Source organism: Promicromonospora panici, from assembly GCF_900608595.1.
Classification (GTDB): Bacteria; Actinomycetota; Actinomycetes; order Actinomycetales; family Cellulomonadaceae; genus Promicromonospora; species Promicromonospora panici.
This window is the reverse complement of sequence record NZ_UWYY01000014.1, coordinates 94,915-117,472: the sequence shown is the minus strand read 5'-3', so window position 1 is coordinate 117,472 and position 22,558 is coordinate 94,915. Positions and strand designations below refer to the sequence as shown.

The following is a 22,558-nucleotide window of genomic DNA, read 5'->3' as shown; positions in this document are numbered from 1 at the left end:
CGACTCCGTCGTCGGGACTCCATGCCCTGTCGCGCCGTGCGAACCGGGCGTCTCAAGAAACCGGTTGCTGAAACTTATCCCGGTGCGACGAGCGCGTCAATAGTTCAGCGAATGTGCGTTATTTCGGTGGTGCCGAGCCGGTGGTCCGCATCCGGGCGACGGCGAACTCGGCCAGGTCCGCGGCGTCGTCGGCGCCGAGTCGCCGGTCGACAACGACGGCGACCAGCTCGACGGAAAGGGACGCTCCGGCGTCGATGCGCCGCGTCTCGTCCCAGGCGAGTGCCGGGCCTGCCCCGACGTAGTCGGTGACCCGCACGAACCAGGGGTCCACATCGGCCGGCTGCACGAGCACGAGCGTCGTCCACGCCTCGCCGCTGCGTCGTCTGATCGCGATCCATGGCGAGCGTGAGCCGTGCGCCTGGGCCTCCCCGTCGGCGTCGGCGGTGAGCACGGTGGTCTCGTCGGCGAAGGGGAGGCGCCAGAAGAGGCCGCCGTAGCCGGCCCCCGGTCGACCGTTCGTCGCAGGGCTTCCCACCACCACGTCCGAGCCGCCCGCACGCAGGCGGCCGGACCAGCCGAGCGCCCAGCCCTCGACCTCGGGCAGCAGAAGACCGGTGAGCCGGCGGTCCTCCACGAGCTGGTCCCGACCGCGCTCGTCCGTCCACCGCACGTCAGTCGAAAGCGTCGCTCCGTCGTCAACCACCTCGGCCGAGATCGTGCGCTGGCGCCCGTGGTTGGAGAGCAGTGTCGGGCCCTGGCCGCGGACGAACATCCGACCGCCCCAGTAGGTGGTGCCGTCGACGTCGGGCACCGCCATCGAGACGCCGTAGTGGTGCCGGTGGTCCGCCGGCGTCGTCAAGGTCATCGCGACGCCGCCGAGCGAGTGCAGGGGGTGCAGGTGCGGTCGCGGGCTGTGCACCCCGGGCATGGACTCACCGTTCACGTAGCGGGTCAGCGGCTGGTCGTCGGTGGTGAGCTCCCAGCCGTCGCTCGAAGCGGCCCACGTCGCAGGCGCCTCCGGTGTGGCGGACCGTGCCCGGCCTGCCCGGTCGGAGGACGTCGTGGAGAGGCGCCGCGCCGGAGGGACAGGCCCGGTGCTGGACCGCACCACGAGCCCCGGCATGACGAGCCGGGACCCCGCATAGGTCGGCCCGCCCGTGGTCGGTGGTGTGCCACGGGAGGAGACGAGCCGGTGCAGGAGGCTCCACGCGCGCCGGCCCAGCTCGGCCTGGGGTACGGCCGCCGTCGTCAGGGACGGCGTCGCGTAGCGGGCGAGCTCGATGTCGTCGAAGCCCGCGATCGAGATGTCGCCGGGGACGTCGACGCCGGTCTCGCCGAGGCGCGCGAGCAGCCCGAATGCGACGAGGTCGTTGTACGCCACGACACCTGTCGCCCCCGACGCGAGCACCTCGTCGGCTACCCGGTACCCGTCGTCGACGCTCGAGCCGCACGGCACCGCGGTGACCCGGAGGCCGGGGTGGCGCTCGCGGGCCTCCTCCAGCGCGCGCACGCGCAGCGCGTGGGACGCGCTGGCCCGCGGTCCGGCGACGTAGGCGAGCTCGCGGTGCCCCAGCGCGACGAGGTGGTCGACGACGCTGTGCACACCGGCGCCGTAGTCGACGCCGACCGACGGGACGTCGAGTCCTGGTACTACGCGATTGATGAGGACTACCGGCTCGACCTGCGGTAGCAGCTCTCTCAGTGCGGCCTCCGAGCTGCGGGGCGCGGCGAGGACCAGCGCGTCGCACCGCAGCCGCGCCTCGAGAGCGATCTCGACCTCGGCGTCGGCGTGCTCCACGGTCTCGGTGACCAGGAACCGGAAGCCGAAGGGCTCGGCCGCGGCCACCGCGCCCCGCAGGACCTGCTGGAACACCGGGTTCGCGAGGTCGGGGACCACGAGCGCCACGGAGTTCGTCCGGCCGAGGGAGAGGCCGCGCGCCATCGTGCTGGGGTGATACTGCAGCTCCGCGGCCGCCGCGCGCACTCGCTCGGCGGTGTCCTCGGCGACGGTCGACAGGCCGTTCATGACGCGCGAGACGGTCGCCCGCGACACCCCGGCGGCAGCGGCCACCTGCCCGATCGTCGCGCCGCTCTTGGCGTACCGCGCCATCAGGCGTCCTTTCCTGCGACGGTGACCCGGACGGGGCCGAACACGGCGTCGCCGCGCTCGCCGACCGGGGTGCCGAGCGGGGCGGTGGCGAAGAGCCCGACCTCCGCGCCGATCCAGCGTCCCTCCACCGCGGCCCACGCCGCGGGCAGCTCCTGCCACGGCGCGGTATCGGTCGCGCGCCAGGAGAAGGTCGCTGTGCCGTCGGCGTCGACGGCGAGCCGCAGGTCCAGGGTGGCGTCGGGCGCGGGGAGCTGCGCGAGCTCCTCCTCGATGCCGCTGGACACGCTTCGCTTGGCGACGACGTCGACTCCGGTCGGCGTCCGGACGAGGCCCACCCACGTGTACTCACGCCCGAGGAGCACGAGCCCGCACCGTGTTCCGGGGGTGTCCGCCTGGAGGGTCGCGCGCGTCGCCCACGTGCTCGGCTGCCCAGGTAGCTGCTGGCACAGCACCGCGCCGTGGTCGCGCAGGTCGGCGCGGGGCGAGACCTGCGCCCGGAGGCGGATCGCGCCGTCGCCCGGCGCCTCGAACCAGTCGGGACGGGGGTTCGCCTGCCAGTGCCAGCGCGCTGCCGGCCCGGGAGTCGCGAAGGCGTCGCCGCGGGCGGGCTCCCCCTGCCCGTCGCCGCGCTCCGGCAGCGGCAGCGGGTGCTTCAGGACGGGCCGGCCGCGCCCGTCCGGCAAGGGCTCGCCGATCTGTGGCCATCCGTCTGCCCAACGCATCGGCTGCAGGTGCACGACGCGCCCGAAGGCGCCGCGATCCTGGAAGTGCAGGAACCAGTGGTCGCCCTGCGGGGTGTCGACCCAGGCGCCCTGGTGCGGCCCGTTGATCGGCGTCGTGTCCTGCTCGAGCACGATCCGGTGCTCGTACGGCCCCCAGACGGAACGGGACCGGAAGACGGTCTGCCACCCGGTCGCCACACCGCCGGCGGGGGCGAAGATCCAGTACCAGCCGTCCCGCTTGTACAGCTTGGGACCCTCGAGAGTGCGGAAGCCGGGCAGCTCGTCGCCGTCGACGACGGTGCGCGGGCTGCCGACGACGTGTCGCAGCCCGGGGTCGACCTCGACGACGGTCAGCCGGTTCTTGATGCCGGCGCGGCTGCCGGCCCAGCCGTGCACGAGGTAGGCCCGGCCGTCGTCGTCCCACAACGGGCACGGGTCGATCAGCCCTCGGCCGGGTATCAGGCACACGGGCTCGGACCACGGGCCGCGCGGATCGGTCGCGGTGAGCACGTAGATCCCATGGTCGGGATCGGGGTACACGATGACGAAGGCCCCGTCGTGGTGCCGCAGGCTCGGAGCCCACACGCCCGAGCCGTGCCGGGGGAGCGCGTAGTGATCCAGGGGAGGAACGGCCGGCAGCGCGTTCGCCACGTGCTCCCAGGTGACCAGGTCGCGTGAGTGCAGGACCGGGAGCCCGGGCGCTCGGTTGAAGCTCGACGCGATCAGCCAGAAGTCGTCACCGACCCGGATCGCGTCCGGGTCCGGCCAGTCCGCGTCGAGGACGGGGTTCAAGTAGAGCGCCATTGCCCACCTTTCGTGACGTCGTTGTGCAACACAGGGGAAACCGGTTCCGTGCCGGGCTGCTCCCGCGATGGCGATCTCCACTCTAGCAACCGGTTTCCTGTTGAAACGTAGAGAACACAGGGTGACGTGTCCATTGCCAAAGAGACCCTTGCGGCCCCGCCGGGAGTTCGGGTAGCGTCCGAGAAACCGGTTGCTGAAACAGCGACCAGCGCAGGGCTCAAGGGCGAGCAGAGGGGCACACCAATGGTGGTAGTGGCGACGACCGTGAGGTCTCGGCGATGAACGCGGCGACGACAGCGGCGCCGGGTGTTCCCGAGGCGAGCACGCGCACCGAGCGGCCGCAGGGCCGTCGCCGTCCACAGCGCCCGGCGTTCTGGCGGCACCGGACCCTCTACCTCATGGCGGTGCCGGGCATCGCGTACTTCCTGGTGTTCAAGTACGCCCCCATGGGCGGGCTCGTCATCGCCTTCCAGGACTACATGCCGTTCCTCGGCATCGGCGGCAGCCCGTGGGTGGGCTTCGACCACTTCGTGCGGCTGTTCACCGAGGACACGTTCCTGCTGCTGCTGCGCAACACGCTGACGATCTCGTTCATGCTGCTGGTCTTCGCCTTCCCGGTGCCGATCATCCTGGCGCTGCTGCTCAACGAGCTGCGGGGCAAGTACTTCAAGCGCGGCGTGCAGTCGGTCATCTACCTGCCCCACTTCCTGTCGTGGGTGATCGTCGCCTCGATCTTCTACGTGCTGCTCTCCACCGACGGCGGCAGCATCAACAACCTCATCGTCGACGCCGGCGGCGATCCCGTCCCGTTCCTCACCGATCCCGACTGGCTGCGGCCGCTGTACATCGGCCAGGAGATCTGGAAGGGAGCGGGCTGGGGCACCATCGTCTACCTCGCCGCGATGACGGCGGTGGACACCCAGCTCTACGAGGCCGCGGAGCTCGACGGCGCCGGCCGGCTGCGGCAGTCCTGGCACATCACGCTGCCTGCGATCCGGCCGACGATCATCGTCATGTTCATCCTGGCCATCGGCGACTTCCTGGAGCTGGGCTTCGAGCACATGTTCCTGGTGATGAACTCGCTGAACCGTGAGGTAGGCGAGATCTTCGACACCTACGTGTACACGGCGGGCATCCAGAACGGGCAGCTCAGCTACGCGGCCGCCGTCGGCCTCTTCAAGGGCCTGGTCGGCCTCCTGCTCGTGATCATGGCCAACCGGCTGGCCAAGCGCTTCGGCGAAGAAGGCGTCTACTGATGCGCTCGTCCAGGCCGTCCCCCGCCGTGAAGGGTGGTGCACCGTGTTCTCGTTCGAAGGCTTCGTACGGATCAACACGTTCCTGACCGGCGTGTACCGCCTCGCGTTCCTCAACGTGCTCTGGATCGCGACGACGGCGGGCGGCCTCGTCGTGGTCGGCATCGGGCCGGCGTCGTACGCGCTGGCGAAGTACATCGACCGATGGCTGCGCGCCGGCGAGACGCCGCCGCCCGCCCGCGTCTTCTGGCGGTACGCCCGGGAGCGGGCCGGGCGCTCCATGGTCGTCTCCTGGATCCTGCTGGCGGCCGGGGCGGTGATCGTCACCAACGTGTTCCTCGCGGCGAGCTGGTACGTCCAGGTCCTCAATGTCGGCGCGCTCGGTGTGCTCGCGGTCGTCTGGGCCTACGTGTACCCGGTCCTGGCGGCGACCGACCTCGCCACGATTCCCCGGCAGCTCGGCGGGGCGCTGCTGATCGGGTTCGGCTCGCTGCACTGGACGATCCTCGGCGCGACGGCGGTCTGCGCGATCTGGTGGCTGACGTGGCAGCTCGCGCTGCCCCTGCTCGTCGTGTTCGGCGTGGGTATCCCCGCGTTCGCCGTCGGCCTCGTCACCCGCGCCGTGTTCCGCGGCCTGGCGACAGACACGGACGAGGAGGCGCGGACGAGACCACGAGCCATGGCGGCTCGATAGCTCCACCCCGCCACCCACGACGTCGTGGGCGGTGCGATGACCTCACATCACGGAAGGGACCGCGCATGATCTCCAGAAGAACCATCTCCAGAAGGACCGGGACAGCCATCGCGTCGGCGACGGCGCTGGCGCTCACGCTCGCCGCGTGCGGCGGGTCGGGCGAAGGAGGCGACGCCGACGGCCCGATGACGTGGATGACGGTGATCCACACACCGACGACCCCGACGCCGGACGGGCCCATCGAGACCGCGCTCGAGGAGTACACGGGGACCGAGTTCGAGCTGCAATGGGTGCCTGCCGCCTCGACGGAGGAGAAGCTCAACGCGGCGCTGTCCTCGGGGCAGCTCGCCGACCTGGTCACCCTCGGGCCGGTCGAGAGCACGACCGTGCGGTCGGCGCTCGCCTCGGGCATGTTCTGGGACGTCGAGGACTACCTCGGCGAGTTCCCGAACCTGGCGAAGATCGACCAGGGCACCCTCGATTCCGCGCGCATCGACGGCGAGCTGTACGGCGTGCCGTACCAGAAGGTCAAGGCTCGCTACGGCGTCGTGGTGCGGCAGGACTGGCTGGACAACCTCGGTCTCGAGGTTCCGCACACCATCGAGGAGCTCACGAAGGTCGCCCAGGCGTTCACCGAGGACGACCCGGACGGCAACGGCAAGGACGACACCGTGGGCTTCTACGACCGCGAGGAGAGCTTCCTCGTCGGGTTCGAGTCTCTCAGCGGCTACTTCGGGGCAGGCTCCGGGTTCGAGGTCACCACCGACGGTCAGGTCGTCCCGGCCTTCACCACCGACGCCTTCAAGGAGGCGATGGAGTGGTACCGCGGCGTGTACGAGAACGGGTGGGTGAACCAGGAGTTCGTCACCGTCCAGAAGACGAACCAGCAGGACGGTATCGCCCAGGGCAAGGGCGGGATCGTCGTGACGGGCCTGTTCGAGGCCAAGAACTACAACGCCCTGGCGAAGAGCGCCGACCCGGAGACCCCGATGGAGTGGGCACTGATCAACGACCTGACGTACGAGGACGTGCCGCGCCGTATCTTGTCCGACACCAACGGCGGGATGGGTGGCTGGCTCGCGATCCCCAAGGAGTACGCCCCCACGGAGGACGAGCTGCGCAAGGTGCTGGGCTTCATCGACAAGCTGCTGGACGAGGAGGCGTACGGCCTCATGACCAACGGCATCGAGGGCGAGCACTACGAGACGGACGCCGACGGCGTCGTCACGGTCACGGACCAGACCGAGTGGGAGCAGGAGGTCCAGCCGTTCTCCTCGTCGCGTCCGTCCGAGAAGGTCGTCACCTACGAGAGCTCGGACCCGTACGTGAACGAGGCGAACGAGCTGATGGCCGAGAACGAGGCCAACGTCATCACCAACCCGGCCCAGTCGCTCACCTCCAAGACGTACGACACCCGGTGGTCGGTCATCGAGCAGCAGGTCAACGACGCCTACAACCAGTACATCACCGGGGCCATCGAGATGGCCGACTTCGAGGCGAAGATCGAGAGCCTGCGCGGGCAGGGTCTCGACCAGATCAGCGAAGAGTTCACGGCGGCCTATGCCGAGGTGAACGGCTGATGGCCGTGCACGCCGGCCCTGGCGCTCCGAAGGCCACCCTCGATACGGGCTCCGAGGCAGGCCCGGCGACGGGCCCGGAGACGGGCCTCGAGACCGCGACGCTCCAGGCCGAGATCGACGCGGCGGCGCTGGCCGGTGGCGGCACGGTGGTCGTCCGGGCCGGCGTGCACCGCACCGGCGCACTGCGCCTGCGCAGCTATGTCGAGCTGCATCTGGAGGCGGGTTCCCGGCTGGAGTTCGTCTCCGACCCGGACCTCTACCCGCCGGTCGAGGCACGGTGGGAGGGCGCTCCCAGCACCGTGCACTCGCCGTGCATCTATGCCCACGGGGAGACCGACGTCGCGATCACCGGGCTCGGCACCATCGACGGCCAGGGGCGGCGCTGGTGGGACACGTTCCGCAACGACCCGGAGTCCCTGGCGTACCCCCGGCCGACCCTGATCGGGCTGCACGAGTGCGAGCGGGTGACGATCCGCGACGTGTCGTTGCGTGATTCCCCGGCCTGGACGGTGCACCCGCTGCTCTGCCAGGACGTCAGCGTGTCGGGCGTGCGGATCACCAACCCGCCCGACTCGCCCAACACCGACGGCATCAACCCGGAGTCGTGCCGGAACGTCCGGATCAGCGACTGCCACATCGACGTCGGCGACGACTGCATCACCATCAAGTCGGGCACGGAGCGCTCGCCGGAACGGGTCCCGTGCGAGAACGTCACGATCACCGGCTGCACGATGGTGCACGGGCACGGCGGCGTGGTCATCGGCAGCGAGATGAGCGGCGGGGTGCGCAACGTCGTCATCACGGGCTGCGTCTTCCAGGGCACCGACCGCGGCATCCGCATCAAGTCTCGCCGGGGCCGCGGCGGGGTCGTCGAGGACATCCGGGTGACGAACGTCGTGATGAGCGACGTCATGTGCCCGATCGTCATCAATCCCTACTACTTCTGCGGCCCGGACGGCGACTCGCCGTACGTCGGAGACCGGCGTCCTTACCCGGTCGACGACTCCACGCCGGTCTTTCGCCGCATCCATCTCGCGCACATCACGGCCCGCGGGGTGCACGCCGCCGCGGGCCATGTCTATGGGCTACCGGAGCAGCCCTTGACCGAGCTCACCCTCGACGACGTCTCGGTCTCCTTCGCCGACGACGCCGTCCCGGGGCGGCCGGCCATGGCGGACGGGGTGGACCTCATGGCGCGGCAAGGGTTCCACCTCGGGTACGTGGCGGACTCCGACGTCACCCGGGTCCGGGTCGAGGGGAGCGACGGCGCGGCGTTCCACGTTGACGCCAGCCCGACGCTGCGCTTGGAGTCGCGCCCGGAAGCACTGCGCCCGGAGGAGGTGCGGGCCGATGTCCGCGACGGTGACTGACCTGATGCCCGTCGCGCCAGTCGCGCCGCCACCGGCCCTGCGGCGCACCGCCGAGGTCTGGCTGGCCGGGGCGGGCATGGTCCTGTCCGCCCTGTTCCTCGGGGCGTTCACCCTGGTGGTGAACCGGCTCGACGAGGGCGAGTTCACCGCGAACCTGTACCCCGAGATGCAGCGGATCGGCCTGGACCTGGCGGCGGGCGGTGCGGCGGCCGACGCGTACGACGCCGCGCGGACGCTCGCCGCCTGGTTCGGCGTCACGCTCATGGTCGTGCTGCTGCTCGGGGCCACGGGAGTCTTCGTGGCTCGACGCCGGCCGGGACGCCGCACGACCGGGTGGTTCTTCGCCGCCGCCGGGCTGGTCTGTCTGGTGGGCAGCCAGCTGATCCTCTACCCGGTCGCCTTCCTGTTCTTCGTCAGCGCGGGGATGTTCGCGCTACGACGGCCGGGCGAGCGACCCGACCTTGGGAGCACGAGATGAGCACTACCGATGCGGCACCCCGGGTGTCCCTGGAGCAGCTGGCCAAGCGCAAGGCCAGCTACCGGCGGCCGACGACGGCGATGCGGGTCTTCCGCGTCGTCAACGTCCTCGTGCTCGGCGGGTTCGCGCTGATCTGCGTGCTGCCGTTCCTCAACGTGCTGGGCAGCTCGCTCGCGACGCCGGGCGAGCTCGCGACGCGGTCCTTCGTCGTCATCCCGGAGACGTTCACGCTCGACGCGTACCGCTACATCCTGTCGACGCCGACCATCTTCCGGGCGCTCGGCGTCTCCGTGTTCGTCACGGCCGTAGGGACCTTCGTGAGCCTGCTGCTCACCTCGTTCATGGCGTACGCGCTGTCGAAGCCGTACCTGCGCGGGCGCCGGGTGATCAACTTTCTCGTCATCTTCACGATGCTGTTCAGCGGCGGCATGATCCCGACGTTCATCGTGGTCCAGAACCTGGGCCTCATCGACTCGCTGTGGTCGCTGATCCTGCCCGTGGCGATCAACGCGTTCAACTTCGTGATCATGCGCAGCTTCTTCCAGGCGATACCCGACAGCCTCGAGGAGGCGGCCCGCATCGACGGCTGCTCCGACCTCGGGGTGTTCCTGCGGATCGTGCTGCCCCTGTCGATCGCCTCGATCGCGACCATCGGCCTGTTCTACGCCGTCGGCTACTGGAACACCTACCAGAACGCGATCCTCTACATCAACGACTCCGCGAAGTGGCCGATCCAGGTGTTGCTGCGCCAGATCGTCATCGTCGCGAGCGGGATGAACGCGGACGCCTCGGTCGTGGACGTCGTGCCGCCGGCGCAGTCCGTGAAGATGGCGGTGATCGTCGTGGCGACGCTGCCGATGCTGCTTGTCTACCCGTTCATCCAGCGCTATTTCGTCAAGGGTGCGCTGATCGGCTCGGTCAAGGGCTGAGCCCTTCCCGGGCTGAGCGGCTGACGCCGAACCGAGAGTTGCGCGTCTGCACCGTCGCCGAACCGAAACGACACGCCGAGTATCGGTGATGCCCCGGCGTGTCGCTTCGGTTCGGCATCTGGACGTCCGTGCAACCTTCGGTTCGGCCGACGGGTACTCGAGCTACCCGTGCAGAACCGGACCTGACGCGGCGCGGTAGGCCGTGTGGAAGTTCCAAGCGTGGTCGGCGGTTTCGCCGAACACCTGGGACTGCACGGACAGGGTGTCGTCCGGTGCCCAGGCGAGGCGGGTGCGCCAGGTCGTCAGGTTGGCGCCGAGCAGCGAGCAGCGCACGTCCAAGATATCGGGACTGGTCCAACCGGCGGTGACGACGGCGGGTTGGTCGTCGACGACGGTCCGTACCGGACGGTCGAACCGCAGCTCGACGTCCCAGCCGGCCGCGGTACGGCCGTCGGCACCGGCCGGGCCGCCGGCGCTGGTCAGTCGGCCGCCGCCGTCGTCCAGCGAGAGCACGAGCTCGGCGGGGCCCCGGCCGTCGACGACGTTCGCGTAGCGCTCGGCGACGGGCCGTGCGTGTGCGGCGACGTGACGAGGCGCGGGCCAGGGTAGTTCGACGGCGGTGTCGTGCGCGCCGCTCAGGGCGCGTCCGGCGTCGAGCCCCTCGACCAGCGGGTCGATCAGCAGGTCGATCACGTCGTCGATGAACCGGTCGCCGCTCGGGCAAGCCTGGAAGTCCGCGGTGACCGTCACCGCGAGCCCCCGGGCGGGGTTGCCGTAGACGAGCTGGCCGCCGAGCCCGAACATGAGCCACCATCCCGGACGGGGCAGCCAGAGCTGGTAGCCGTAGCCGCCACGCAGCGCGGCGGCGGAGTTCTGCAGGGCGGTGTCCGCCTGCGGGCTCGTGGCGGCGCGGAGGTAGTCGGTCGGCAGGAGTCGGACGCCGTCGTGGTTGCCGTCGTCGAGCAGGAGGTGTGCCAGGCGCAGCAGGTCGCGCGGGGTGCAGATCAGCCCTGAGCCGCCGTGGGCGATGCCCTCCGGTCCGGTGAGGAACCGCAGGCCAGGGCTGAGGCCGAGCGGATCGAACAGGCGCGGCCGCAGGTAGTCCGGGAGGGAGGTGCCGGACAGTCGCTCCACGAGTGCGGCGAGCGTGTACGAGGCGCTCGTGTCGTAGGTGAAGACCGTGCCCGGCGGGTGTGTCGGCGGCACGCGGAAGTAGGACTCCAGCCAGCTGTCGTCCGTTCGCTTGTATGTGGTGGACCGGTGCGGTCCGCGCATGGCGAGCATGTGCCGGAGCGTCGTGGCCTCGAGCCACGGATGCACAGGGCCCATCTCGGGGAAGTGCTTCATGACGGGGTCGTCGAGGCTCAGCGCGCCCTCGTCCGCGAGGAGGCCGATCGCCAGGCCCGTCAACGTCTTGGAGATCGAGTACATCCGCTGCGGCGTGTCGAGGCCGGTCGGCTCGCTCACGGCGCGCGCGACGGGCTCGCCGCGGACGCTCACCTGGACGGTATGCAGGGCGATGTCGAGCGCGGCCGCACGGATGGCGAGTGAGCTGATGGCCTCCGTGGCGACGTTGTCCTCTACAGTCAATCTGACACCTCCACTGCGGCAAATAGACAAATCAGGGCTGAGGGTGAGTGTCAGTTTGTCAATTTGCTTCAGTCAGGTCACGCACCGCGGCGTACTGGTCGCGGATCACCGGCTTCGGGTCGGCGTCGAGGGTCGTGGCGATGGTCGTGGACCACGCCGGAGCCACGGCCGCCGGGTCGCCCGCGGAGGCGAGGACCCACGCGGCCTGGCGTGCGGCGCCGTCGGCCACGTACTCGCCGGGCTCGGGGATGCCGATCGGCAGCCCGAAGACCTGAGGGGCGATCTGCTGCACGGCCGGAGACTGCGCCGCACCGCCGATCAGCATCACGCGGTCCACCGAGACGCCCTGCGCGCGCAGCGCGTCGAGGCCGTCCGCGAGCCCGCACAGCATGCCTTCGATGTAGGCGCGAGCCAGGTGGTGGCGGGTCGAGGTAGCGAGGCGGATCCCGTGCAGGGTGCCGGTTGCGTCGGGCCGGTTGGGCGTGCGCTCGCCCTCCAGGTACGGCACGAGCACGAGGCCGTCGGACCCGGGCGGGGCCTGCAGCGCCAGGTCGGCCAGCCCGTCGAAGTCGACGTCGAGCACCTCGCGGGCGGCGTCCAGGACCCGGGCGGCGTTCAGCGTGACGGCGAGCATGAGCGCGTTGCCGGTCGCGTCCGCGAAGCCGTTGATCGCGCCGGACCCGTCGGCGGTGCGCTTCGGCGCGACGGCGGAGACCACGCCCGAGGTGCCGATCGAGATGGCGATGTCGCCCGGCGTCATGCCGAGCCCGAGGGAGGCACCGGCGTTGTCGCCGGCGCCGGGCCCGATGAGGGCGCCGCCGTCCACCGACGAGCCCGCGACGCTCGCGTGCGCCACGGCGCCCGCCTCGGCTACGCCGACCACCCGCGGCAGCACGACGTCTGCCCGTCCCAGGGCGCGTTCCAGCAGGTCAGGTCGGTACTGGCTGGTTGCGGCGTCGTAGTACCCGGTCCCGGACGCGTCCGACCGGTCGGTGAACAGCTTGTCCAGCTGCGGCCCGAGCGGAGCTGTCGGGTCGCCCGCGGGCCCGTAGCCCGCGATGCGCCACGACAGCCAGTCGTGGGGGAGCGCGACGGCGGCCACCCGGGCGGCGTTCTCCGGCTCGTTGTCGTGCAGCCAGCGCAGCTTGGTGATCGTGAGGGAGGCGACGAGCACGGAGCCGACGGCGTCGGCCCAGGCCTGGGCTCCCGCGTCGCGGCTGCCCTCGCCCAGCTCGGCGATCAGGGCCTCGGCCGACGGCGCGGAGCGGTTGTCGTTCCACAGCAGCGCGGGCCGGATGACGTTGCCGTCGGCGTCGAGCACGACCATGCCGTGCTGCTGGCCACCCACGGCGAGCGCGGCGACGTCGGACAAGCCGCCGGCAGCGGCGGCCGCCTCCTGGAAGGCGTCCCACCAGTGCCGCGGGTCCACCTCCGTGCCGTCGGGGTGCTTGGCGGAGCCGGTGCGGACCGGCGTGCCGGTCTCGGCGTCGCGCACGACGATCTTGCAGGACTGCGTGGACGTGTCCACGCCGGCGACGAGGGGCATCGATGCTCCAGGAGAGTAAGGCGCGTTCGTTGTGGGCGCGATCTTTGCGACTGCGCGTCCACTTTAGGCGCAATGATCACGCCCACAACGAATGGGGTGGAGGGTGGGGTGGTCAGCCGATCAGGTGCTTCAGCGCGAGCTGGTGCAGCTTGACCAGGCCGTAGTCCTTCTCGGCGAGAGCGTCGACGTCGGGGTCGGCCTCGGCGAGGAAGGAGTCGAACGACTCGCCCTCGGCGAGGGTCGACTGGCCCAGCTCGAAGATCCCGGCATGCTCGAAGGCTGCCTGCACCTCGGAGTCGGCCCGGTAGGCCGCGGCCTTGGCCGCGAGCATGTCGTAGGTCTCCATGTTGGCCTTGGCCGACTCCCACACGCCGTCGAGGTACTCGGTGCGCGACGGCTTGTAGTCGAAGTGGCGGTAGCCGTCGAAGCGCGGGCCGCCGTTCGGGAAGCCGTTCTCCAGCAGGTCGACCGTGAAGAACGCCGACAGCAGGTCGCCGTGGCCGAACACGAGGTCCTGGTCGAACTTCGGGCCGTGCTGGCCGTTCAGGTCGATGTGGAACAGCTTGCCGACGTACAGGGCCAGCGCGATGCCGTGCGTGTAGTTCAGGCCCGCCATCTGCTCGTGGCCCGTCTCCGGGTTGAGGCCCACGATGTCGCCGTTGTCGAGCGACTCGATCAGCGCGATGGCGTGACCGATCGTCGGCAGGAAGATGTCGCCACGGGGCTCGTTCGGCTTGGGCTCCAAGGCGATCTTGAGCCCGTAGCCCTTCTCCTTGATATAGGAGGCGACGGTGTCGATGCCCTCGGCGTAGCGGGCGTGCGCGGCGTGGAGGTCCTTCGAGTTGTCGTACTCGGCGCCCTCGCGGCCACCCCACATGACGAAGGTCTCGGCGCCCATGTCGGCGGCCAGGTCCACGTTGCGCAGCACCTTGCGCAGGCCGAAGCGCCGCACCTCACGGTTGTTGGAGGTGAGCGCACCGTCCTTGAAGACGGGGTGCGTGAAGGTGTTGGTCGTCACCGTGGTGCAGACCATGCCGGTCTCGGCGGCGGCCTTCTTGACGGAGTCGATGTGCTTCTGGCGGGTGCCTTCGTCGGACCCGAACGGGAAGACGTCGTTGTCGTGGAACGTGAAGCCGGCCGCGCCGAGATCCGCGAGCTTGCGGATCGAGTCGGCGGGGTCCAGGTCGGGGCGGGTCGCCGTGCCGAACGGGTCGTTGGCGGGCCAGCCGACGGTCCACAGGCCGAACGAGTACTTGATGTCGCTCACGGGGATCTCCTCATCGAGGCGGCCCCGGCATGCGGCGCCGCATTAGTTGTACGACTGAACTATTACGCGAGGTTCGGCTACAGTCAAGGCGTGACCACCGCCGGGACCGCACGCGAGACCACCACGCGGACGGGCCCAGGTGCGGCCCGTCAGCACACCCTGCGCGAACGCAACCTGGAGCTGGTCGCGCGCGCGGTGTACGAGGTACCCGAACCACTGTCGCGCGCGGGTGTGGCCGCCGCGACCGGTCTGGCCCGGGCCACCGTGTCGACACTGGTGGACCAGCTCGTGGCCGCCGGGCTCGTGCGTGAGCTGCCCGCCGTGACCGGCGGACGCGCCGGGCGGCCGGCGGTCCCGCTCGTCCCCGCCCCACGCTCCGTCGTCGGCCTCGGGCTCGAGGTGAACGTGGACTACCTGGGTGCCCGTGTGCTCGATCTCACGGGGGACGTCGTGGTCGAGCAGGTGGTCCCGGGCTCGTTCCACGACAGTGATCCGACGGCGGTGCTGGGCCGCCTCGGCGCGCTCGCCCGCGAGGTATCGGACGGCGTCGCAGCCGAGGGCATGACCGTCGCCGGCGCCCGGCTGGCACTGCCCGGCCTGGTCGACCCGCGCACGGGCCTCCTCGAGGTGGCGCCCAACCTCGGGTGGTCCTCGCTCGAGCCGGTACCGCTGCTCGGGCTCGGCGACCTCGACGTGCGGGTCGCCAACGAAGCCAAGCTCGCGGCGCTCGCGGAGCTGGCCGGAGGGTCGGACGTCGCGGCGCCCGACTCCTTCATCTTCGTCTCGGGCGACGTCGGCATCGGCGCGGCGATCGTCGTCGACCGCGAGCTGTTCCTGGGGGAGCGCGGGTGGAACGGCGAGATCGGGCACGTCGTCGTCGACCCGGCCGGCCCGCGCTGCTCGTGCGGCGCCTTCGGCTGCCTGGAGCAGTACGCGGGCAAGGAGGCGATCATGCGCGCGGCGGGCCTGCCGGCGGACGCGCCGCTGGACTCGCTCGTCGCCCACCTCGCGGAGGGCGCTGCTCTGCCCGATGCCGGCCGCGCCCTCGGCTCGGCCCTGGCCGACTTCGTGAACCTGCTCGACGTCGGCACCATCGTGCTGGGCGGCGCGTACACCGAGCTGCTGCCGTGGCTCCGGGCCGACGTCGAGGCCGTGCTCGACGACCGCGTGCTTGCCGCGCCGTTCGTGGACCTGCAGGTCAGGGCCGCGCAAGCCGGGCCGCAGGCGGCGCTCACGGGCGGCGCGCGAGAGGTGCTGCAAGGGGTGCTCGCGGATCCCTCCGCCTGGGTCTGACCGGCGTCCTCGGAGCCCCGATCGTTGCCCGGAGGTACCTCCTGGGATAGACGTGCCACCGGATCGTTGGCAGCATGCGTGCCCATTGGCCCGGTACGAGAGGCGATACCCGGGCCAATAAACTCGGGCGTCGTCGCCATCTCGCTGATCGTGCTGGCCGGGGGGCCGGTCTGGTCGCGGCGCAGCAGGTGATCACGGTGATCGGGCTGCCGATCCTCACCCTGATGTTCTGGCGATGCTCGCGCTCTGGCGCGGTCTGGCCGCCGAGAGGTTCGTGACCATCCGGGTCCCGGTCTCCGGCTCGAAGGTGAAGACGGCGCACCCGGAGGGAACGGGGAACCGAAACCCGTGGTCACAACCGGCGGCAATACCTGACGCCACTGATCGGAGTGGTCGAGCTTGTCGAGACCTCGCGCGCGTGGATGCCAGGTCTCGACAAGCTCGACGAGCGTCGCCGGCGGAGGAGCGCTACGGCTCGTCCGGGGCGTCGATCGGACCGAGCGTGATCTCCGGCACGTCGGCCGGCTCCTCGAGGGTCTCGACGGGCTTCTGGTCCTGGCCCAGCAGCCGCGCGACGGCGCCGTCGAGCATCGTCGTGATGGCCCTGACCAGGCCCTTTTCGTCGCGCGCCTCCAGGCGTTCAACGATGACGGCGTGCGCCTCGGCGGTGTCCTTGCGCACCACGTACTCGTCGCTCACGGTGAACGTGGCCATCCGCACCTCGACGATCAGCGTCGTCATCCACCGGGTCAGCCACGGGTTGCCGGCAGCGGCGACGAGCGCCCAGTGCAGGTTGAGGTCGGCTCCGCCGACCCGGCGCGCGTCTCCCGTGCGGTTCGCGGCGACGAGCTCGTCGTGCGCGTGGCGGACGCCGGTGATCGCCACGTCCGTCCCCGACCGCACGAGCAGGCGCGCCGCGGTGGTCTCCACCGACTTGCGCGCCTCGTACAGCGCCGGCAGCCGCTCCGGGCTGATGGTCGCCACCCGCATCCCGCGCCCCGGCGTCGCGATGAGCAGCCCCTCCTGGACCAGGCGCTGGGCGGCCTCGCGCAGCGGGCCGCGGCTCACGCCGAGCTGGGCCGCCACCTCGACCTCCCGGATCGGCGAGCCGACGGCGAGCACCCCGGCGTAGACAGCGTTCCGCAGCTCCGCCTGGATCAGGTCGACGGTCGAGGGACGCGTCACACGCGAGAAGGACGGGGCGGTCGCCAGAGTGGCCCGCGGCGGGTGGGACATCGGTGCTCCTTCCGTGAGCGCACGTCGATGACGACATCATCTCCCGGTGCGCGGGCGTCTTCGTGGCGTCCCGCTGGGTGCGGGACCAGCCGGCCGGGTGAACTTGCAGATTGTAGACAATCCTAATGTCGAACGCTAGATTGTCTGAATGTCCGAGTCGCGCTACGGTTGCGAGTCGTCCGTGAACTCCAGCCCACCCAGGCTTTGCACTACGCGCCGGGTGGCGTGAAGGGAACCATGTCTACATCAAGCGTCCGCCCGCTCCGCCGAGCCGTATTTGCTGCAGGGTCAGTACTCACCCTGGTAGCGCTGGCCGCGTGCACATCGACGGCCCCCGACGCCGGCGGTGAAGATGGCGCCAGCACGCTCGAGCAACTTCAGGAGGACGGCTCCGTCACCGTCGCGTTCAACGGCGAGGAGCCCTACAGCTATGAGGACGGCGGCGACCTGACCGGCGCCACCATCGCCCTGGACCGCGAGATCTTCGGCGAGCTCGGCGTCGAGAACGTCGAGGGCGTCCAGACCGAGTGGAACTCCCTCATCCCGGGTCTGGCCGCCGGCCGTTACGACACCGTCAGCGCCGGCATGTCCATCCTGCCCGAGCGCTGCAGCGAGGCCCTGTTCTCCGAGCCCGAGATCATGTACACCACCGCGTTCATGGTGCCGGAGGGCAACCCCGACAACCTGACCGACATGCAGTCCGCTCAGGAGGCGGGCGTCACACTCGCCGTGCTGAGCGGGGCAGTCGAGTCCGGCTACGCGGACAAGCTCGACATCGAGAAGATCGAGGTCGGCGCCGCCCAGGACGGCCTGGATGCCGTCACGTCCGGTCGTGCCGACGCGCTGGCCCTGACGGGTATCTCGCTGAGGACTCTTGCGGAGAAGACCGATGCCCCGGTCGAGGTCACCGACTCGTTCGTGGCCGAGATCGACGGCGTGCCGCAGATCGGTGCCGGCGCAGAGGTCTTCCCGCAGGGTGAGGAGGAGCTGCGCGACGCCTACAACGAGAAGCTCGCGGAGATCGTCTCCGACAAGGAGCGCTGGCTGGAGATCGTGGAGCCGTTCGGCTTCACGGAGGCCGAGTACCCCGTGGAGGGCCTGACCACCGAGAAGCTCTGTGAGGGTGACCTCGACGCGGTGGCCGAGGAGCTGGCTCCGGAGCTCGGCCTGGACGGCTGACCGAGCTCGTGTCGGACAACCTTCAACAGCTCGTTGAACTGCTGCCGCAGCTCGGTGAGGGAATTCTCGTCACGCTCGAGCTGACGCTCGGCGGTGCGGTGCTCGCGCTGCTCATCGCGTTCACCCTGGGTTTCGGCTCGCGTGCCCGCACGAAGTGGGCGCGCGTGCCGTCCCGGGTGGTCGTGGAGTTCTTCCGCGGCACGTCGCTGGTGGTGCAGATCTTCTGGCTGTACTACGTGCTGCCGCTTCCGCCGTTCTACGTCGAGCTGGACCCGTTGGCGTGCGGCATCCTCGCGCTCGGGCTCAACTACGGGGCGTACGCCTCCGAGGTCGTGCGCGGCTCGATCAACTCGGTCGCGAAGGGGCAGTGGGAGGCGGCCGTAGCGCTCGACCTGGGCCCTGTGCACCGCATGCGCCGGGTGATCATGCCGCAGGCGTGGCCGCTGATGATCCCGATGTTCACCAACCTGCTGATCCAGCTCGTCAAGGGCTCCGCCCTGGCGGCGTACATCTCGCTGCATGACCTCAACTTCTTCACCGAGGAGCTGCGCGAGCGGACGTCGGAGACAGTGTTCTCTTACACCGTCGGCCTGCTGCTCTACTTCGCGGTCGCCTACCTGCTCACGCTGGGCATGAACGCTCTCGAGGTGCGGGCGAAGAACCGGCTGGGCGCGGGGCCTTCGCTGCGTGAGGTCTTGCGCCTGGCACCCGTGCAGACCACTGCCGATGTCGGTGCCGGAACTCCGGCGTCGACCGCGTCGAAGGGAGGTGACCGAGCATGAACGAAGCAGCCTGGAGCTGGGAGCACGCCGCGGCTGTGCTCCCCGAGCTGCTCAACGGTCTGCGGATCACTGTCCTCGCGACCGTGGTCGGCATGGTCATCGCCTCCGTACTGGGCCTGATCGTCGCAGTGGTCCGTCGGTCCGGCCTGCGTGTCGTCACCATGCCGATCGGCTTCCTGGTCGAGTTCATCCGGTCGACGCCGCTGCTGGTACAGTTCGTCTTCGCGAACCTGCTGTTCACGCAGTTCCCGTCGCTGGCCGTCGGGTGTGTGGTGCTCGGCATCCACTACGCGACGTACATGTCCGAGGTGTACCGCGCCGGTATCGATGCGGTGCCGAAGGGGCAGTGGGAGGCGGCCATCGCCCTCGACCTGCCGCGCTCGCGCACCTGGGGCGCCGTCATCCTGCCGCAGGCGATCCGCAACACGCTGCCGGGACTGGGGAACTACGCGATCTCCATGTTCAAGGAGACGCCGTTCCTGTTCGCCATCGCCGTGGTCGAGATGTACACCGCCGCGCAGCAGTACGGCGCCAACAACTTCCGCTACATCGAGGCGATCACCCTGGTCGGCCTGTTGTTCCTGCTGGTGAGCTACCCGACCTCGCTGCTCGTCCGCCGATTGGAGAACCGCCTTGCCTGAGAACGACACCACCCCCGCCATCGAGTTCCGCGGGGTCGTCAAGCAGTTCGGGCACAACACGGTCCTCGACGGCCTCGACTTCTCGGTGGCCCAGGGTGACCGCGTCACGCTGATCGGCCCGTCGGGCTCCGGCAAGACCACCATCCTGCGTCTGCTCATGACGCTGGAGGAGGCGGACGGCGGCCTGATCTTCGTCGACGGAGACCCGTACACGCACGAGATGCGCGGCGACAAGCGGGTTGCCATCCCGGAGAAGCGACGCAGCCTGGTGCGGCGTCGCGTCGGGATGGTGTTCCAGCAGTTCAACCTGTTCCCCAACATGACGGTGCTGGAGAACATCATCGAGGCGCCGATCCACGTGCTCGGCAAGTCCAAGGCCGCGGCCATCACCGACGCCGAGGCGCTCCTCGACAAGGTCGGGCTGGCCGAGAAGCGCGACGAGCGCCCCACCAAGCTGTCCGGCGGACAGCAGCAGCGGGTCGCGATCGCGCGGGCCCTGGCCATGGAGCCGGACATCCTGCTGCTCGACGAGGTGACCTCCGCGCTGGACCCGGAGCTCGTCGCCGATGTGCTCGGTGTGCTCCGGAACATCGCCGAGACCACGGACATCACGATGCTGATCGTCACGCACGAGATGCAGTTCGCCCGCGAGGTCTCGAACCGCGTGCTGATGTTCGACGGCGGGAAGATCGTCGAGGAGGCCGACCCCGAGACGATCTTCACGTCCCCGTCCCACGAGCGGACCCAGGAGTTCCTGCGCGCCATCCTCTGACCGACGCGCCAACGCCCTGACCCTCCCATCCGTCCCGCCGAAGTAGAACCAGGGCGAGATAGAACTGTGGCGAGATGGAACCGCAGCCACGCTGCCGTTCCATCTCGCCACAGTTCTACTTCGCCCTGGTTCTACCTCGCCCTGGTTCTACCTCGCCCTGGTTCTACCTCGGCAGGACGAGGGGCAGCCGACGAAGTGCGCCTGGGCAGACTCGAACTGCCGACACCCGCTTTAGGAGAGCGGTGCTCTATCCACTGAGCTACAGGCGCTCGCGCCTCCTGGCGGGAGGAGCGAGACCGGCGCCGGGCAGGACCCGGACCGGCGCACACAGCCTAACGTCCCCGCCGCCCTGCGCGCGAAGCCCCGGATCGGGAGAGGCTGCACGCGAAGCGCCGACCCGGGCGAAGGTGTCGATTGCGCAACATAGCTCACAAACCTTGACCAATTCCTCTCGGGGCGGGAACGATGCTCACCAACCAGGCGTAACGGTGCGCGGGTCCGCACAACGACCGTGTGGGCGGGACGAGAGGATCGACGATGTTCCTTCGACAGACCAGGTCTCGGGGCACGTTGGCCCTGGCGACGGCCACGGCCGCGGGCTTGTTGCTCGCCGCCTGCTCCGGCGGTGGTGGGAGCGCGCCCACGCCCGCGGCCAACCCCTATGCGTCCGCCGAAGGTATGGACGCGGCGACCGAGCTCGTGGGCGAGTACCCCCGCGAGGAGACGGTCTTCACGAGTGGTACCCAGTGGGGTCCGCCGTCGTCCTGGAACCCGATTCCCGGGGCGGGGCACGCGACGGGTGCTCGCGGCCTGCTCTACGAGCCCTTGTTCCAGTTCGACCCGATCACCCTCGAGCTGAAGCCCTGGCTCGCCGAGGGCGGCGAATGGACCGACGACGACACCTACGAGCTCACGCTCCGCGAGGGGCTCACCTGGCAGGACGGCGAGACGCTCGACGCCGACGACGTCGTCTTCACCGCCGAGCTCGGCAAGGTCGAGTCCGTGCCGTGGAGCAACCTCTGGACGTGGCTGGACAAGGCCGAGGCCACCAGCGACACGACGGTCGAGTTCACGTTCTCCGACCCCCGTTACCAGGAGTGGGACAACTGGCTCTACAGCAACATGGTGCTGCCGGAGCACATCATGGGGGACTGGTCGGACGAGGAGCTGCTGTCCAACCCGAACGAGAAGCCGGTCGGGTCCGGCGCGTTCAAGTTCTCCGCCGTCGGGCAGGACCGGATGGTCTGGGAGCGCAACGACGACTGGTGGGCCAAGAGCGAGCTCGGCCTCGAGATGCCGATGAAGTACATCGTCGACGTCGTGAACACCTCCAACGAGGTGGCGCTGGGCCTGATGCTGTCCGGCAGCCTCGACCTGAGCAACAACTTCCTGCCCGGCGTCAACACGCTCGTGGACCAGGGCTCGGTCAGCACCTACTACGACGGTGAGCCGTACATGCTGGCGGCGGCGTCGGCGAACCTGATCCCGAACCAGACGCGCGCGCCGATGGACGACGTCGACTTCCGGCAGGCGCTGGCCCGGTCGATCGACGTCGACAAGATCGTCGCGAACGCGTACGGCGGCCTCGTGTCGAAGGCCCACCCCTCCGGCCTGGTGCCCGCGTTCGAGGAGTACTACGACGAGGACGTCGCGGCCGAGCACGGCTTCACGTTCGACCCGGAGGAGGCCAAGTCGATCCTGGCCGACGGCGGCTACGAGGACACCGACGGCGACGGGTTCGTCGAGACGCCGGACGGCGAGCCGATCGACCTCAAGCTGATCGTCCCCGCGGGCTGGACGGACTGGATGGAGTCGGCGCGCGTGATCGCGGAGGACGCCTCCGCCGTCGGCATCAAGGTGACCGCCGACTTCCCGGACGCGGGCGCCGTGGACGACGCCCGGGCCACCGGTGACTTCGACCTGCTGATCAACGGCAACGCGGGCATCAGCAACACGCCCTGGACCTACTACAACTACGCGTTCTACCAGCCCATCCAGGAGCAGATGCTGGCGGGAAACTTCGGCCGGTACGAGAACGACGAGGCGTGGAACCTGGTGGAGGACCTGTCACGCACCGAGAGCGGCACGCCGGAGTTCACCGAGACCCTGTCGCAGGTCCAGGAGAAGTTCATGACCGACCTGCCGGCGATCCCGCTCTGGTACAACGGCGCCTGGGCCCAGTACAACGAGTCGCAGTGGACCAACTGGCCCAAGGAGGGACGCGAGGACGCGTACTTCCCGGTGATGTGGAACAACTACGTGCAGATGGGCGGCCTGAACGCACTCCTCGCCCTCGAGCCGGCCTCCTGACG

Annotated in this window: 18 protein-coding genes and 1 tRNA gene; 12 read left to right on the top strand and 7 right to left on the bottom strand. The window is 69.9% G+C overall.

Annotation, left to right across the window (positions count from 1 at the left end; translation table 11 throughout):
• Positions 1 to 118: 118 nt before the first annotated feature.
• Both EW117_RS17540 and EW117_RS17535 read right to left on the bottom strand, forming a co-directional pair.
• Positions 119 to 2,110 carry a DUF6807 family protein gene (locus tag EW117_RS17540; protein WP_129788000.1) on the bottom strand — a complete coding sequence of 664 codons (1,992 nt, stop codon included), beginning with the start codon at positions 2,108 to 2,110 and terminating at the stop codon, positions 119 to 121.
• Entirely contained in the window at positions 2,110 to 3,636 is a 1,527-nt protein-coding gene (locus EW117_RS17535) for a glycoside hydrolase family 43 protein (protein WP_129787999.1), read from the bottom strand. The genes EW117_RS17540 and EW117_RS17535 overlap by 1 nt, the downstream gene beginning before the upstream one ends.
• Before the next feature lie 278 nt (positions 3,637 to 3,914).
• Here EW117_RS17535 and EW117_RS17530 point away from each other — a divergent pair, with 278 nt between their 5' ends.
• From EW117_RS17530 to EW117_RS17505, 6 genes are all read left to right on the top strand, one after another.
• Positions 3,915 to 4,892, top strand: a complete 978-nt coding sequence (locus tag EW117_RS17530; RefSeq protein WP_129787998.1) for an ABC transporter permease — start codon at positions 3,915 to 3,917, stop codon at positions 4,890 to 4,892.
• Between the two features lie 43 nt (positions 4,893 to 4,935).
• Positions 4,936 to 5,583: a YesL family protein gene (locus tag EW117_RS17525; RefSeq protein ID WP_129787997.1), complete on the top strand. Its 648-nt coding sequence runs from the start codon at positions 4,936 to 4,938 to the stop codon at positions 5,581 to 5,583.
• Between the two features lie 65 nt (positions 5,584 to 5,648).
• On the top strand, positions 5,649 to 7,163 hold the full coding sequence (locus EW117_RS17520) for an extracellular solute-binding protein (RefSeq protein ID WP_129787996.1): 1,515 nt from the start codon (positions 5,649 to 5,651) through the stop codon (positions 7,161 to 7,163).
• Positions 7,163 to 8,533 carry a glycoside hydrolase family 28 protein gene (locus tag EW117_RS17515; RefSeq protein WP_129787995.1) on the top strand — a complete coding sequence of 457 codons (1,371 nt, stop codon included), beginning with the start codon at positions 7,163 to 7,165 and terminating at the stop codon, positions 8,531 to 8,533. Before EW117_RS17520 ends, EW117_RS17515 begins: the two co-directional genes overlap by 1 nt.
• Entirely contained in the window at positions 8,514 to 9,011 is a 498-nt protein-coding gene (locus EW117_RS17510; protein ID WP_129787994.1) for a hypothetical protein, read from the top strand. The genes EW117_RS17515 and EW117_RS17510 overlap by 20 nt, the downstream gene beginning before the upstream one ends.
• A complete protein-coding gene (locus tag EW117_RS17505) occupies positions 9,008 to 9,940 on the top strand; it encodes a carbohydrate ABC transporter permease (RefSeq protein WP_129787993.1) in 933 nt (310 codons plus the stop codon). The genes EW117_RS17510 and EW117_RS17505 overlap by 4 nt, the downstream gene beginning before the upstream one ends.
• A gap of 162 nt (positions 9,941 to 10,102) precedes the next feature.
• Here EW117_RS17505 and EW117_RS17500 read toward each other — a convergent pair whose 3' ends face one another.
• From EW117_RS17500 to xylA, 3 genes are all read right to left on the bottom strand, one after another.
• Positions 10,103 to 11,530 (bottom strand): serine hydrolase domain-containing protein, encoded by a 1,428-nt coding sequence (locus EW117_RS17500; RefSeq protein WP_165362738.1) that lies wholly within the window; start codon positions 11,528 to 11,530, stop codon positions 10,103 to 10,105.
• A 58-nt stretch (positions 11,531 to 11,588) separates the two neighbouring features.
• Positions 11,589 to 13,076, bottom strand: coding sequence for a xylulokinase (xylB, locus tag EW117_RS17495; RefSeq protein WP_129787991.1), 1,488 nt, complete (start codon positions 13,074 to 13,076; stop codon positions 11,589 to 11,591).
• A gap of 112 nt (positions 13,077 to 13,188) precedes the next feature.
• On the bottom strand, positions 13,189 to 14,343 hold the full coding sequence (xylA, locus tag EW117_RS17490) for a xylose isomerase (RefSeq protein ID WP_129787990.1): 1,155 nt from the start codon (positions 14,341 to 14,343) through the stop codon (positions 13,189 to 13,191).
• A gap of 90 nt (positions 14,344 to 14,433) precedes the next feature.
• Here xylA and EW117_RS17485 point away from each other — a divergent pair, with 90 nt between their 5' ends.
• On the top strand, positions 14,434 to 15,636 hold the full coding sequence (locus EW117_RS17485; RefSeq protein ID WP_129787989.1) for an ROK family transcriptional regulator: 1,203 nt from the start codon (positions 14,434 to 14,436) through the stop codon (positions 15,634 to 15,636).
• A gap of 468 nt (positions 15,637 to 16,104) precedes the next feature.
• Here EW117_RS17485 and EW117_RS17480 read toward each other — a convergent pair whose 3' ends face one another.
• Positions 16,105 to 16,872 carry a GntR family transcriptional regulator gene (locus EW117_RS17480; RefSeq protein WP_129787988.1) on the bottom strand — a complete coding sequence of 256 codons (768 nt, stop codon included), beginning with the start codon at positions 16,870 to 16,872 and terminating at the stop codon, positions 16,105 to 16,107.
• Positions 16,873 to 17,109: 237 nt separating this feature from the next.
• Between EW117_RS17480 and EW117_RS17475 the strand changes: the two genes are divergently transcribed.
• From EW117_RS17475 to EW117_RS17460, 4 genes are read left to right on the top strand one after another with little or no spacing between them, the layout of a single operon-like run.
• On the top strand, positions 17,110 to 18,051 hold the full coding sequence (locus tag EW117_RS17475; RefSeq protein ID WP_129787987.1) for a transporter substrate-binding domain-containing protein: 942 nt from the start codon (positions 17,110 to 17,112) through the stop codon (positions 18,049 to 18,051).
• Between the two features lie 8 nt (positions 18,052 to 18,059).
• A complete protein-coding gene (ehuC, locus tag EW117_RS17470) occupies positions 18,060 to 18,833 on the top strand; it encodes an ectoine/hydroxyectoine ABC transporter permease subunit EhuC (protein ID WP_129787986.1) in 774 nt (257 codons plus the stop codon).
• Positions 18,830 to 19,474 (top strand): ectoine/hydroxyectoine ABC transporter permease subunit EhuD, encoded by a 645-nt coding sequence (ehuD, locus tag EW117_RS17465; RefSeq protein ID WP_129787985.1) that lies wholly within the window; start codon positions 18,830 to 18,832, stop codon positions 19,472 to 19,474. Before ehuC ends, ehuD begins: the two co-directional genes overlap by 4 nt.
• The gene (locus EW117_RS17460; protein WP_129787984.1) at positions 19,467 to 20,246 is read left to right on the top strand and encodes an amino acid ABC transporter ATP-binding protein; all 780 of its coding nucleotides are present in this window, start codon (positions 19,467 to 19,469) and stop codon (positions 20,244 to 20,246) included. Before ehuD ends, EW117_RS17460 begins: the two co-directional genes overlap by 8 nt.
• Before the next feature lie 196 nt (positions 20,247 to 20,442).
• Here EW117_RS17460 and EW117_RS17455 read toward each other — a convergent pair.
• Positions 20,443 to 20,515: transfer RNA gene (locus EW117_RS17455), tRNA-Arg, on the bottom strand.
• Positions 20,516 to 20,783: 268 nt separating this feature from the next.
• On the opposite strand from EW117_RS17455, the gene EW117_RS17450 reads away from it, so the two are divergent.
• Positions 20,784 to 22,556, top strand: a complete 1,773-nt coding sequence (locus EW117_RS17450) for an ABC transporter substrate-binding protein (RefSeq protein ID WP_129787983.1) — start codon at positions 20,784 to 20,786, stop codon at positions 22,554 to 22,556.
• Positions 22,557 to 22,558 lie beyond the last annotated feature (2 nt).